Origin of the sequence: Candidatus Vagococcus giribetii (assembly GCF_017316185.1) — a bacterium.
In the GTDB taxonomy this organism is placed as follows: Bacteria; Bacillota; Bacilli; order Lactobacillales; family Vagococcaceae; genus Vagococcus; species Vagococcus giribetii.
Genome location: NZ_JAFLVX010000009.1, coordinates 77,150 through 92,086, shown reverse-complemented (window position 1 = coordinate 92,086; position 14,937 = coordinate 77,150). Strand labels below are relative to the sequence as shown.

General features: G+C 35.7%; 9 protein-coding genes and 1 other annotated feature. Of the genes, 4 read left to right on the top strand and 5 right to left on the bottom strand.

Annotated features, from left to right (window positions below):
* Positions 1-234 precede the first annotated feature (234 nt).
* Together DOK76_RS13290 and DOK76_RS03105 are read left to right on the top strand one after the other, a co-directional pair.
* Complete coding sequence (locus DOK76_RS13290; RefSeq protein ID WP_206964911.1) at positions 235-3,894, top strand: SpaA isopeptide-forming pilin-related protein; 3,660 nt, start codon at positions 235-237, stop codon at positions 3,892-3,894.
* A gap of 122 nt (positions 3,895-4,016) precedes the next feature.
* The gene (locus tag DOK76_RS03105; protein WP_206964910.1) at positions 4,017-4,913 is read left to right on the top strand and encodes a D-alanyl-D-alanine carboxypeptidase family protein; all 897 of its coding nucleotides are present in this window, start codon (positions 4,017-4,019) and stop codon (positions 4,911-4,913) included.
* Between the two features lie 27 nt (positions 4,914-4,940).
* Here the strand turns inward: DOK76_RS03105 and mnmM are convergent, their stop codons facing one another.
* From mnmM to DOK76_RS03080, 5 genes are all read right to left on the bottom strand, one after another.
* Positions 4,941-5,522, bottom strand: coding sequence for a tRNA 5-(aminomethyl)-2-thiouridylate-methyltransferase MnmM (gene mnmM / locus DOK76_RS03100; RefSeq protein ID WP_206964908.1), 582 nt, complete (start codon positions 5,520-5,522; stop codon positions 4,941-4,943).
* Entirely contained in the window at positions 5,515-6,480 is a 966-nt protein-coding gene (gene mnmL / locus DOK76_RS03095) for a tRNA modification radical SAM protein MnmL/YtqA (protein WP_206964907.1), read from the bottom strand. Before mnmL ends, mnmM begins: the two co-directional genes overlap by 8 nt.
* 15 nt (positions 6,481-6,495) lie before the next feature.
* Entirely contained in the window at positions 6,496-7,134 is a 639-nt protein-coding gene (locus DOK76_RS03090; protein WP_206964906.1) for a phosphatase PAP2 family protein, read from the bottom strand.
* A gap of 66 nt (positions 7,135-7,200) precedes the next feature.
* Positions 7,201-8,250: a DUF4097 family beta strand repeat-containing protein gene (locus DOK76_RS03085; protein ID WP_206964905.1), complete on the bottom strand. Its 1,050-nt coding sequence runs from the start codon at positions 8,248-8,250 to the stop codon at positions 7,201-7,203.
* Entirely contained in the window at positions 8,247-8,879 is a 633-nt protein-coding gene (locus DOK76_RS03080; RefSeq protein WP_206964904.1) for a DUF1700 domain-containing protein, read from the bottom strand. The genes DOK76_RS03085 and DOK76_RS03080 overlap by 4 nt, the downstream gene beginning before the upstream one ends.
* Positions 8,880-9,163: 284 nt before the next feature.
* Between DOK76_RS03080 and DOK76_RS03075 the strand changes: the two genes are divergently transcribed.
* Positions 9,164-12,121: a LysM peptidoglycan-binding domain-containing protein gene (locus DOK76_RS03075; RefSeq protein ID WP_206964903.1), complete on the top strand. Its 2,958-nt coding sequence runs from the start codon at positions 9,164-9,166 to the stop codon at positions 12,119-12,121.
* A gap of 62 nt (positions 12,122-12,183) precedes the next feature.
* Positions 12,184-12,383 (top strand) — a binding site (T-box leader).
* A gap of 56 nt (positions 12,384-12,439) precedes the next feature.
* Positions 12,440-14,854 (top strand): leucine--tRNA ligase, encoded by a 2,415-nt coding sequence (gene leuS / locus DOK76_RS03070; RefSeq protein ID WP_206964902.1) that lies wholly within the window; start codon positions 12,440-12,442, stop codon positions 14,852-14,854.
* The last annotated feature ends 83 nt before the right edge of the window (positions 14,855-14,937 follow it).

Genomic DNA, 14,937 nt, shown 5'->3' with positions numbered 1-14,937 from the left:
TTATAATTCGGAAACATTTGTTTTTTTAATTTATAGCTCTATTTATCATTTTTTGTAAATTTTTTAAATAGTGATAAAATACCGTTTTATAAACATTGGCAGCGTTTTATTCGAGACGTTTGCGCATCGATGAGTAACAAATGAAGGTTAAATAAAAACACTGGGTTTTATAATCGATTTTGTGCACATCGAGAAGAATCGTCGTGAGGACGAAATAGAAAGGGAAATTTGTTTATGAAACGTGTATTTAATTTAGTTGCAGTATTTATTATTGCTTGTTCACAGTTAATTATGCCAGGATCAGTGTTAGTTAACGCTGAGGGAAGCAATGATGTTTCCTCGTTATTATGGCAGAATATTTCTGTGGACCATCAAGACACAAGTGATGGAAGTAGATTGAGTGTTACAGCAACTTTTGATGATAGTCAGAAAAAAATTACTGCCGGAGATGAGATTTATTTGTCATGGCCTCAAATAGGTAATGCCACAATGCAAGCTTATGCTTCGACTAAAGATATTATCTATAATGGAGTTAATATCGGACAAGCTGTTATTACCAGCTCTGGAGTTCGATTAGTTTTTAACGAAGGAGTTAATCAATTTGACCAAGGGACAGTCCATGGAGGAATTGAGTTTAAAGTTCAAGTAAATAACACAAACAGTGTTACATCTACAGAAAATATTAATATTAATGGAGGAAACATCTCCGTTCCAATTTCTGTCTCAAAAGAAGTTTCTGACGGGGGAACAGGCACTGGAACACGAAATTTTAGCGATAAAAACGGAGTTATATATGTTAGTGATCCAACACGAGTGATGTGGGATATCTCTTTAAATAGTAACAAAGAGCCTATGGTGTCAAATATTGTGATGGCAGATACAATCAAAGACAGTCCAGGAAGTCATACGTTGTTACCAGAAACATTTTATATTGAAGTTGCTAGTGCAAATGGTTCTAGTAAAACATTTCGTGGAGTAGAGGGTGTAGAAGAAGTAAAAAATCAGTACGGAGCAACTTTTGATTATTCAGTCGAACAAGGAACTATCAATGTGGTAATTCCTCAAAGTGCAGCTACTTATAATTCATTTCGTATAGTGTATTACACACAAATCACTGATACAGATGTAGCTTCATTTACGAATAACTTAGAAGTAGATTACCAAGTACATGGTCAAGCGCCACAACATGATAGTAGAGACAAAGAAATTGAGAATATTAATAGTAACGCTTGGGGTGAAGGTAGTAAAACAAGCCGTTTAACAATTCTTAAACAAGATACAGAAGGAAAACCTTTAGCTGATGCTAAATTTGTATTAAAAGATAAAAAAGGAAAAATTGTGAAAGCAGATTTAGTTTCTGATGCAGAAGGTAAAATTGAAGTCACTCAATTAACTCCTGGTGAATACTATTTAGAAGAAACAGATGCACCAAAAGGATATAAAATATTAACAGAAGATGTGTATATCAATGTTAACAAACCAACAATTGAAGAAAAAGTGACTAACGAACGCGAAGTTGTTTTAGGTCGTTTAGAAATTAATAAAGTAGAAACAAATAAAGAAGATACTCATTTAGCTAATGCTAAATTTGTCTTAACATCAAATGAAACGGGCACAACTTATGAAGTAACAACAAATGAAGCAGGACAAGGGATTATTGAAGGCTTACCTTTAGGCGCTTACACATTAAAAGAAATTGAAGCACCAGCAGGATATGTCTTAAATAACACAGAATACCCTATTGAGATTAAAGAAGATGAAATAACAAAAAATACAACACAAATAACTGTTGCAAATGACCCAATTATTCCAGTAGGTCAATTAACTATTGTAAAGGTGGATGCTAAAGATAAAGAGGTAAAATTATCTGGAGCAGAATTTACTTTAACATCAGCAACTGATGGACAAACGTATCATTTAGTAACAAATGACCAAGGTGAAGTAACAACAGGAGAAATTCCAGCAGGTGATTACACATTAGTTGAAACAAAAGCACCAGCAGGTTACTTATTAAATACAGAATCAAAAGATGTGAAAATTGAAAAAGACCAAACAATTAAGCTTGCAGTAGAAAACACAAAAGTGTTACCTTGGACACCACTAGAGCCAAGTAAGCCAATTTTAGGAAGTGTGGAAGTAACAAAAGTGGATGCTGAAGATAATACAAAAGTGTTATCAGGAGCAGAATTTAAATTAACATCAGTAAAAGATGGTAAAGAGTACACATTGGTAACAGATGCAGATGGAAAAGCGAAAGTATCAGATTTACCAGTAGGAACGTATACATTAGTAGAAACAAAAGCGCCAAAAGGCTACGTATTAGATGAAACACCACAAACGGTAGAAGTTAAATACGATGAAACAACAAGCAACGTTACGGCACTTACAGTAAGTAACGAAAAAGAAACACCATGGACGCCACTAGAGCCAAGTAAACCAATCTTGGGAAGTGTAGAAGTAACAAAAGTGGACGCTGAAGATAATACGAAAGTATTGTCAGGAGCAGAATTTAAATTAACATCAGTAAAAGATGCTAAAGAATACACACTAGTAACTGATGTAGACGGAAAAGCGAAAGCATCGGATTTACCAGTAGGAACGTACACATTAGTAGAAACAAAAGCGCCAAAAGGCTACGTATTAGATGAAACACCACAAACGGTAGAAGTTAAATACGATGAAACAACAAGCAACGTTACAACACTTACAGTAAGCAATGAAAAAGAAACACCATGGACGCCACTAGAGCCAAGTACTCCTTTAGGTAGTGTCCGAGTAATGAAAGTGGACGCTAACAATCAATCAAAAGTATTGCCAGGAACTAAATTTAACTTAACATCAAAAACAACTGGTAAAATCTATAGCTTGATTACTAATGATAAAGGGATAGCAGAAGTAACTAACCTACCATTAGGTAAATATGATTTACAAGAAATTCAGTCAGCAGCAGGTTATTTATTAGATAGTAAAATTAAAGAGCTTACTATTAAAGAAAACAAAGATACAAACAATGAAGTGAATTTAACTGTTACAAATACAGCCGTTTTACCATGGACACCATTAGAGCCAAGTACTCCTCTAGGAAGTGTAGAAGTAACAAAAGTGGACGCTGAAGATAACACGAAAGTATTATCAGGAGCCGAATTCAAATTAACATCGAAAGCAGATGGCAAAGAATACACATTAGTAACTGATGCAGAAGGTAAGGCAAAAGTATCTCAACTAGCATTAGGAGAGTACACATTAGTAGAAACGAAAGCACCAGAAGGTTATGTGTTAGATGAAACACCACAAACCATTGAAGTTAAAAAAGATGAAGCGACTAAAAACGTGTCATCAATCACAGTAAGTAATGAAAAAGAAACACCATGGACACCATTAGAGCCAAGTACTCCTCTAGGAAGTGTAGAAGTAACAAAAGTGGACGTTGAAGATAATACGAAAGTATTATCAGGAGCCGAATTCAAATTAACATCAGAAGCAGATGGCAAAGAATACACATTAGTAACTGATGCAGAAGGTAAAGCAAAAGTGTCTCAACTAGCATTAGGAGAGTACACATTAGTAGAAACGAAAGCACCAGAAGGCTATGTGCTAGACGAAACACCAAAAACGATCGAAGTAAAAAAAGATGAAGCGACTAAAAATACGGTTCAAGTTATGGTCGAAAACAAATTGAAACCTGGTGAGGTAACGCCAGAGCCAAAACCTTCAGTTGATAAGAAACAACCTGGAAAAAAAGAACCAAGTAAAAAAGGTTCTAGTAACCAAAACAACCAAGGTTTACCAAAAACGGGAGAAATGACATCGTCAACAGGTATAGTTATGTTAGGAAGCCTATTATTAATTGGTTTCACGATGATGTTTGCTTCAAAAACAAGAAGAAAAGATTAAGAGAGAAGCGACTATTCTAAAGAGTAGTCGCTTTTTTGTTCGACAAGAATTAAGAAAAAGACAAGAATTAATTTACTTATTTCATGACTTTTAATTGATATGCTAATTGTGAGGTGAGGGAGATGAAAAAATTAATCAGTGTAATTCTTTTGTTAGTATTAGTTAGTTTTGGCGGCTACTATGTTTGGGCGAAACAGAAGCCATTTAATATCAGTCTGCCTACTAAAACGACAGATACATTAGGTGTTCTGGATAAAGTACATAGCCAAGGTGTGTATTTGAAAAACTTAAGCAGAGGTGAGATATTGATTCAAAAAAATACCCAAAAACCAGTTAGTATTGCGTCACTAACTAAATTAGTTACAGCTTATTTACTATTAGAAAATGAACCTGATTTAACTAAAACTATTCAACTAGATCAACGAATTGTGGATGAGTTGATAGGAGAAGGAGCTTCTCTATCTGGATTTAAAGGTGTAGATGTGATAAGTATCAAAGATTTAGCTTACGGGATTGTTTTACCATCTGGAGGAGATGCAGCTATTGCAGCGGCAAATGATGTTTCTGGTAGTGAAGAAACTTTTGTTTCAGAGATGAATGCTTTCGCTAAGCAAACAGGCATGAAACAAACGACTTTTAAAAATGCGACAGGTTTAGATGAGAGTGGTCACGTGTCAACGCTTAAAGATTTGGGGTTATTTATGGAAGTAGCTCTAAAAAATCAAGAATTTAGAGGACTAGTGACAACGACAACTTATCAAACAGAAGGGACTCCTTTTACACCAGAAGGTTACTACTTAGAAAGTACGCTACTGAAAGAATCTTCTGATTTAAGTCTAGCTAATGGGCAGCTATTAGGAGGTAAAACAGGCTATACGAAAAAAGCTGGCCAATGTCTGATTAGTCTAGCTGATATTAAAGGTGAGATTTTTCTATTAATCACTACAGGAGCAAAAGGATCTCCCTCGACAGAACAGTTTAATATGACTGATGCGAAAATGATTTATAATCATCTGTAGAGATGAAAAAAAACACTGCCAGAAATCTTATGATTTCTTTGACAGTGGTTTTTTCTCGATGCAAATTAATGAAGGTGGATTATTACGTTGATTGATAAATTGATAGTTCATGACACTAAATTGCTCTTGAGGCAAGTTCTCAACAAAAGAAAGAACTTCTCTTTTTTCTTGTTTGCCTTCTTCATGACCATCATAAATCACCAAAATAATACGCCCAGTTTCTTTTAAACGAAGCAATAAGGCTTCAATAGCTTGAATAGTGGTGTCTTCATGAGTCACAATCGTTTTGTCACTTTTAGGTAAATAGCCTAAGTTAAAGACAGCTCCACTGATTAAGGTAGTCTCAGGAATCACCTCTTTGATGGTTTCGTGACCTTGTAAAAGCAACACAACTTGCTCTGTGCAGTGGTGTTCTGTCAAACGATTGGTGGTAGATACTAAAGCTTGCTCTTGAACATCAAACCCGTATACTTTACCCGATTTCCCCACTAGTTGAGCAAGAAACAAGGTGTCGTTTCCGTTACCCATAGTAGCATCAACAACAGTATCGCCTTCTTGAATGACTTCTTTAAGTAAGTCATGGCTATAGCGTAAAGAAGTTTTAAGCATTAAGAGTCACTCCTTTTTTGTCATGAGCATAAATGCCTTGATAGGTGCCACGGCGAGCTAATTCTGTATCAAAGCCATTAAGCACTTCCCATTTTTTTAGACTCCACATAGGTCCAATAATGGTGTCTCGTGGAGCGTCACCAGTCAATCGGTGGATAATAATATTAGCAGGAATAATTTCCAATTGATCGCAAATAATCTTCGTATAATCTTCTTGGGTTAATAACTCTAAGCGACCAGCTAAGTAATCTTTTTCCATACGCGTATTCGTCATCAAGTGAAGCAAATGAAGTTTAATACCTTGTATGTCCGAATCTGTGACCGTGCGTCTAACATTTTCCATCATCATTTCGTAAGTCTCACCAGGTAGCCCATTAATAAGATGGGTACACACATTAATATTGTGTTTTCTTAATTTAGCAACACCATCAAGGTAGGTTTGGTAATCATGAGCGCGATTAATTAAAGCACTTGTTGATTCATAAGTGGTTTGAAGACCAAGTTCCACCCACAGATAGAGGCGTTCATTCAACTCAGCTAAATACTCAACTACTTCATCTGGCAAACAATCAGGTCTAGTACCAATGGATAAACCAACCACACCTTTTTCATTAATCACTTGCTCAAAGCGGTGTTTAATAACATCAATTGGTGCATGGGTATTAGTAAAGTTTTGGAAATAGACGATGTATTGATTTGTAGAAGGCCATTTTTGATGCATTTGATCCACTTCTTTGCGAAATTGAATCGGTAGAGGATCACTAGGGGCAACAATCATGTCACCAGATCCTGATACACTACAAAACGTACAACCGCCATGGGCGACTGTTCCGTCACGGTTTGGACAATCAAAGCCACCATCAATGGGCACTTTAAAAATCTTTTCATCAAATTGTTCTCTTAAAGCGTCATTCCAAGTATAGTAACGCTTATTATCTCCTTTGTTGAATGTAAACATAGCAACGATCCCCTTTTAATGTGCTAATTCATCGTATTTTTTAAAATGAGGAAATGAGAAACTTAGCCAAGCAATCCCCATTAAGAAACCACCAATCACGTCAGTTGGGTAGTGTACCCCTAAATAAATTCGACTAGTGCCAACAGATAAAATCAGAAGGCCAAGTAAAATTTGAAGACTTAAGCAAAGTGGTTTATTTTTAATAAATTTTGGTAACAGTATAATCAAAGTACCATATAATAACATACTTCCCATAGAATGCCCACTTGGAAAACTAGTGCCACCAGCACTTACTAAATGCTCACCAGCAGGTCTTGGACGGTTGAAAATAAATTTTAGAGCTGTGTTACCAGCTCCTTGAATAATAGCTGAGTTGATAACTAGCCAGATAGCACTGACTTTTTGTTTAGCAAAGTAAAGCACAGCTGCTAGACCAACAGTTAATAGAACCACTGTTGAAGTGTCTCCAAATTTAGTCATTGTTTTAAAGAAAATAGTTTTTCCATCAGTTAAAGTCCCGCGAACAAGTTGAATAATGGGTTGATCAATACTTTTTAATAAGTTCTCATCAATAACCACACATGTTGCGATAATTGAAAATAGAAGTAAGCTGATACCTGCTATTAAATAGCAAGAAAATTTGTTTTTAGTCATAAAAAACCTCCGTATTTGAAAAATAAATAGGCCCTGATAAAGGGCCTATTGTATTATAACATGATTTTAATGCGCACCGTACTCAGTGTCGTCTTTATCTAGCTTATTCACAACAATATCACCGTTTTTAGAGACGGCTTTGATGCTATTTTTTCCTTTATCTCTAGAGAAAGTTGATTCAGATGATAAATTTTCATTAAATATTGAAATAGCGCCGTAACCTGTTTGGAAATCGACTTTATTTCGCTCATAAGAAGTGTCATCAATCTCAATCAGGATATTTCCGTGAGTCGTTGCTAGATCCACGTCGTAGTTCACTTGATTGGAGTGAAAAACAATATCGCTGCTTTTATTATCGACTGTGACTTTTCCTTTTGTGTGGTTGATATCAGTATTACCAGAGTTGTTTGTAATACTCATATTTCCTTTAGTATTTGCAGTTAAAATATCACCATTCTTCAGATTAGCTGATAAATCAGAGAAGGAAGTGTCTTCTAAAGTAACATCTCCACTATTGGCGTTAATGTTTAATCCTTTTTCAACCTTACCACCGTTAAAGTAAACATCTCCGTGAGTAGTATCAACGTTGAGTTCTTCAGTTGTTAAATTATCGGCACTAATATTACCGTGTTTTGTTGTAATATCAAGTTTTGAAAGAGATAAATCGTAAGAATTAATATCTAGACTATTTCCTTTAATCGTGATTTTTTTATAGTTTTCAGGCAAGCTTAAAGAAATACTATCATCATAGATATCGCCAAAACTAAAGACAGTTGGCTGCAAGCGTTGTTGCATGTTTTTGTTATCAATGGTCACCACTGTTTGGTTACCTGATTTTTGAATATCCCAAGTTGTCTCGTCATTTTTAGTACTGCCATAACTTAGTCCTTGTTTTTTCATGTGAACATAATCGTCCTCAGAAGTACTTAAGTAAAGAGTTGCTCGGTTTTTAACATTTAAAACAAGTTCTTCTGAATTATCGTATTTAAATTTCTTGTTAATATCGCTTTTTGCTCGTTCAGCTTCTAGACGTTGAAAGTAAAAAATACTACCCGTTGCCCCTGTGACAATTAAAGCAATCGCAAGGATTAAAATGAACCAAGTTCGTTTTTTCATAGGGCACGTTCTCCTCTCAAGACTTGAATGTTCCATTTAGTGTAAACTCCTAAAAGTTTTAGAGATACCTTAGAAAATGGTGTCATGATGAGTAAGCCGATTAAACCAATCCCGCAAAGAAGTAAGGAAATAAACAATTGGAAGAACCCGTAAGAAGTTGTTAAGCTCATTAAACTAAATGCGCCTAGAATAGGACTGAAGATAAAGGATAAGCTAACAACCCATCCAACGAATAAACCAATTGCCCAGCTAAAAATTAGCCAAAACATGAAGAAGAGGTTGAGGCAAATAATGCCAGCGACTTGAAAGAAACGAATAAAGCCTGAGCTTGGTTCTTGATAGCTCTTTTTTTCCTCAAAATAGGGATGAGGATTGCCTTTTTCAGTCATTTCTACCCAGTCATTATTTTCTTTAGGGGCATCTACTAATTCTAAGTTGAACTCATTTAAAATAGCCACGGCAATTTCTTTTGGTGAGTCTAGTTCTTTAGTGATTTGATATTCAGTTAAGCCTTGTGCCATTTTTTCAGTGAATAGATCATCGTATTTTGTCAAAATAGCTTGTTGATCTACTAGGGAAAGTTGACGCAAGTGCAGTTTTAATTCAATTAAAAAATGCTCTTTATTCATGATAGAATCCCTTCTTATTTCCGTATTATTAATGTTAATATACCGTCTATAATGCTTGATAACAAGAGGTTTAGACCAAAATCGGGCTAAAGTATGAGCAGATAAAATAATAAAAGAACTGACGTATTTTAATTTAATGTGTCGTAGAGATTACAAATTATTAATAGTAGCCTATCTCCCTTGAATTCTGTATCTTAAGATGATTTAATAAAAGTAGACTATACGAAAAATTAACATAAATAAGTGAGTTATCAGTTAAAACTGAACAAAGGGTGGAAGTATAAATGAAAAAGAAGGAAACAAGCAATTTATTAACGAAACAACCAGTTCTTAAAAATGTTTCTCTGATAGGAACAACGATGATGATTTCATCTTCTATACTGGTTCCAGGAATTACTGTGAAAGCTTATGCAGAAAGCGCTAATGAAGCCGCAGAAGACAAAACAATCTCTACAGATAAACAACAAACACCAGGCATGACACTAAAACAATTTGACCTAAATTCAAATCACATTAAAGAAGAAGCTAATCAATTTGAGATGGCTCTTATTTTAAATGCCCAAAGAATGGAAGATCTGGACACAGTGATTCAAGTATCACCTAATGTGACGCTACATTGGGATGAGACAAAAAAAGATATCAAAGATGAATTAGGCAATGTAGTCGGACACTACACGATTGATACAACCCTTAACCAAGTTAAATTAAGTTTTACAGGACAAGGGTTTACTCAAGCTAAATTACAATTACCAGCCTCATTAAAAAAATTCGATTTAACAGAACAAATTATGACCGTTTCTATTGGAGAAAGTATGTTGTCTCAAACAGTGACAGCAGAACGCCAAGTAGAGACAGAAGAGACCGTTGTTGAAGAAGAGCAAGCAACTTCAGAAGAAACAGTCACTGAAACAGAAGAAACAACTTCAAGTGATAAAGAGTTAGAGTCAACAGAAAGTTCAGAAACAAAACCTTCTGAAACAGAAGAGACTATTCAAGATTCATCTTCTGATACGTCAAAAGAATCAGAAACAACAACTAACAGTGAAGAAAGCTCAGAAACAAGTACAACAAATGACTCAAGTACAGAAGAGACAACTGAAAGTACATCAAGTTCAGATTCAACTAAGGAAGAATCAAAAGAAAGTTCTACTGAAACAACAGAGTCTACGACTAAAGAAAAAACAGAATCAACTAGTACATCAGAGTCTAAAGAAGTAACAAAAGAAAGCTCAACACCTAAAAAAGAAGTCGTTAAAGAGCTTGTTAAACAAGTAGCAGCACCTAAAAAAGTGATGGCTAGTCCAAGAAGTCTAAGTGCCCCTGCGCCTATGATGGGTCCTCGTACTTTGAGAGCAGCAACACCACAAGCTCAGTTTATTGAAGACACAGCTTATCACGCACAACAAGTAGCAGGAAAAAATGACTTATACGCATCAGTTATGATTGCTCAAGCTATTTTAGAAAGTGGCTATGGTTCAAGTACATTGTCATCACCACCAAACCATAATTTATTTGGGATTAAGGGAGCTTACAATGGTCAATCTGTGACGATGCAAACATGGGAGCATTTTAACGGACAAAACGTTATTATCAATGCGCAATTTAGAAAATACCCATCTTATCGTGAGTCTTTTGAAGACAACGCACGTGTGTTAAAAACAACTTCTTTTTCACCAGGAAATTACTTTTATGCTGGTTCTTGGAAGTCAAATACAAACAGTTACCAAGATGCGACACGTTGGTTAACAGGCCGTTATGCAACAGATCCAAACTACAATAATAAGTTGAATAACTTAATTGTGGCACACAACCTGACTCAATACGACACACCAGGTAGTGGTGGTTCAAACAATAACAACTCAAATAACAATAATAGTAACAACAATAATAATTCAAACAACAACCAAAATGTAGGGAATGCTAAAACACATCAGGTTGTTAGTGGGGACACACTTTCAGGTATTTCAAGAAAATATGGTGTTACTGTTAGTCAGTTGAAACAATGGAACAACTTGAAGAGTGATATGATTTACGTGGGACAAACGCTTAAAGTATCAGGTAACGCAGTTAAGCCACCTGTTACAACAGATAAAGAACCAAGTAAACCAAATACAGACAAGCCTGCAACTAATACAAGTAAGCACACAGTAAAAAGTGGCGATACTTTATATGGTATTGCAACTAAATACGGTGTAAGTGTGGCACAAATTAAACAATGGAATAACTTGAAGAGTGACATGATTTATGTGGGTCAAACGTTAGTGGTTAAAGGAGGCTCATCTAATAATACAAGTAAGCCTAAACCGCAACCAAAACCACCAGTCACAACAAGTCAAACCCATACAGTAAAAAGTGGTGATACTTTATACGGTATTGCAACTAAATATGGTGTAAGTGTGGCACAAATTAAACAATGGAATAACTTGAAGAGCGATACGATTTATGTGGGTCAAAAGTTATCTGTTAAGGGAGGCACATCGACTCCTCAAACACCAAAACCACAGCAACCAAAACCACCAGTTAGTACAAATACAAGTAAACACACCGTAAAAAGTGGAGATACATTATCAGGTATTGGTTCTAAATATGGTGTAAGTGTGGCTCAATTGAAACAATGGAATAACTTGAAGAGTGATGTGATTTACGTAGGACAACAGCTGAAAGTTGGTGGTTCTCAAAGTAACACGACTCAAACTCAAAACAAACCTAATACTTCAACATCAAGTAAAACTCATACAGTGAGAAGTGGCGACACGCTTTATGGTATTAGTCTGCGTTATGGTGTGAGTGTGACTGATATCAAGAAAAAAAATAACTTGAAGAGTGACATGATTTACATTGGTCAGCAATTAGTTATATCAGGTGGATCAAGTGCATCAACAAACCAACCTGTTACCCAACAAACAGTGAATAAAACAGCTAGCACTTATACGGTAAAATCAGGGGATTCTCTTTACAAAGTATCCTTGATGCATAACGTGTCTGTAACTGATTTAAAACGAGCTAACGGGTTATCAGGAGATATGATTTATGTGGGTCAAACCCTTAAAATTCCTGGTTCAAGTACAAGTAAGACACAAGCAAAACCACAAACAGCAAGTAACAAACGCCATAAAGTCGCTTCAGGGGATTCATTATGGGGCTTGTCGACTAAATATGGTGTGAGTGTGAAACAAATTAAACAATGGAATCGACTAGCAGGAGACATCATTTACACAGGACAGACATTAAGAGTAGGTTAACAAACACTGAGTAAGTGCTGTAGTTGAAAAGTCAATTTGATTCTGTTATTATGAGCTTAATATAAAGGACGATGACGAGAAGTAGTAAGATAGAAACTTTTTTAGAGAGTGTATGGTTGGTGAAAATACATAAAGAAAGACGTCTGAACTTAGCTCCGAGTTTTGCTAATATAGCCGGGATCAGCCCGTTATCATGAGGTAGAGATGCTAGGATTTCTAGCATAAAAATAGGTGGTACCACGTTAAAATCAACGTCCTATAAAAGCTTTATTTGAGCTTTTATAGGGCTTTTTTTATTATTTTTTAGGAGGAAAAAGAATGGCATACAATTATATTGATATTGAAAAAAAATGGCAAGATTATTGGAGAAATAACGAGACATTTAAAACAGAAGAGACATCTGACAAGGAAAAATTCTACGCATTAGACATGTTCCCATATCCATCAGGACAAGGGTTACACGTAGGACATCCAAAGGGCTATACATCAACAGATGTGTTATCTCGTTACAAACGAGCAAAAGGTTATAACGTTCTTCATCCAATGGGATGGGATGCTTTTGGTTTACCTGCTGAACAATATGCATTAGACACAGGAAATGACCCAGCTGAATTTACAGCAAAAAACATTCAAACATTTAAACGCCAATTAAACTCTTTAGGATTTAGTTATGATTGGAACCGTGAAATCAATACAACAGATCCAGGTTATTATAAATGGACACAATGGATTTTTACTAAGCTATTTGAAAAAGGGTTAGCTTATGAAGCAGAAGTAGCTGTTAACTGGTGTCCTGCTTTAGGAACTGTATTAGCCAATGAAGAAGTTATCGATGGTAAATCAGAGCGTGGGGGTCACCCTGTGTACCGAGTACCAATGAAACAATGGATGTTAAAAATCACTGCTTATGCAGACCGTTTAATCGATGATTTAGATGACATTAACTGGCCAAGTAGTGTGAAAGACATGCAAAGAAACTGGATTGGTCGTTCTGAAGGAGCTAACGTTACTTTTAAAATCAAAGATACAGATAAAGAGTTTACTGTTTTTACAACTCGTCCAGATACGTTATTTGGTTCAACTTATGCTGTTTTAGCTCCAGAGTTAAAACTAGTTCAAGAGATTACTACACCAGAACAAAAAGAAGCTATTGATGCTTATATCAAAGAAGCTGAAAAGAAAACAGATTTAGACCGTACTGAATTATCAAAAGAAAAAACAGGTGTCTTTACAGGTGCTTACGCGATTAACCCAGTTAATGGTAAAGAAATGCCAATCTGGATTGCAGATTATGTGTTATCAACTTATGGAACTGGAGCAATTATGGCTGTTCCTGCTCATGATGAGCGTGATTACGAGTTTGCTAAAGCCTTTAACTTAGAAATTGTCCCTGTTTTAGAAGGTGGCAATATTGAGGAAGAAGCTTTTACAGAAGACGGTCCACATATTAATTCTGACTTTTTAGATGGCCTGAACAAAGAAGACGCAATGGTTAAAATGATTGCTTGGTTAGAAGAGCATGAAGTGGGTAAAAAAGAAACAAGTTATCGTTTACGTGACTGGTTATTCTCTCGTCAACGTTATTGGGGTGAGCCAATTCCAATTATTCATTGGGAAGATGGAACGATGACAGCTGTTCCTGAGGAAGAATTACCATTAGTTTTACCAAAAGCTACAGATATTAAACCAAGTGGAACAGGTGAATCACCATTAGCTAATATGGAAGAATGGATTAATGTCGTTGATGAAAAAACAGGTATGAAAGGTCGTCGTGAAACAAATACAATGCCACAATGGGCAGGTAGTTCATGGTATTACCTACGTTTTATCGACCCACATAACACAGAGATGTTAGCGGATCCTGAAAAATTAAAAGAATGGTTACCAGTAGATGTGTACTTAGGTGGAGCAGAGCATGCGGTTCTTCATTTACTATACGCTCGTTTTTGGCATAAATTCTTATACGATATTGGTGTGGTATCAACTAAAGAGCCATTCCAAACGCTTTATAATCAAGGTATGATTTTAGGTGAAGGTAATGAGAAAATGTCTAAATCTAAAGGGAATGTTGTCAATCCAGATGACGTGGTTAACGAGTTTGGTGCCGATACATTAAGACTTTATGAAATGTTTATGGGACCACTTGATGCATCTGTTGCATGGAGTGAAAAAGGTCTTGAAGGAAGTCGTAAATTCTTAGACCGCGTTTGGCGTCTATACATTGATGAAAATGCTGTATTACGTGATCGCATCACGACTCACAATGATGGTAAATTAACAAAAGTTTACCACCAAACAGTGAAAAAAGTAGGAGAAGATATTGAACAACTTCACTTTAATACGGCGATTTCTCAATTAATGATTTTTGTGAATGAAGCTTATAAAGCAGATGCTTTACCAGTTGAATACATGAAAGGCTTCTTACAAATGCTTGCACCAATCGCACCATTTATTGCAGAAGAACTATGGGAGCGTATGGGCAACAAAGAAAGCATCAGTCTAGCAGCATGGCCAGTCTATGATGAAACAGAACTTGTTGAAGACGAAATTGAAGTGATTTTCCAAGTAAATGGTAAATTAAAAGCTCGTGTTAACGTACCTAATAACGCAACGAAGGAAGAACTAGAAGCGTTAGCTTACGAAAATGAGCAAGTAAAATCAGCAATTGAAGGAAAAACTGTCCGTAAAGTGATTGCCGTTCCTAATAAATTGGTTAATATTGTAGCTAACTAAACTGCCTCATCAAAAAGTGTTTAAAAATTGTTAAAATGGTTTGCATAACGCGGGTTAAATCGCTACAATTATAAGCAGTATGA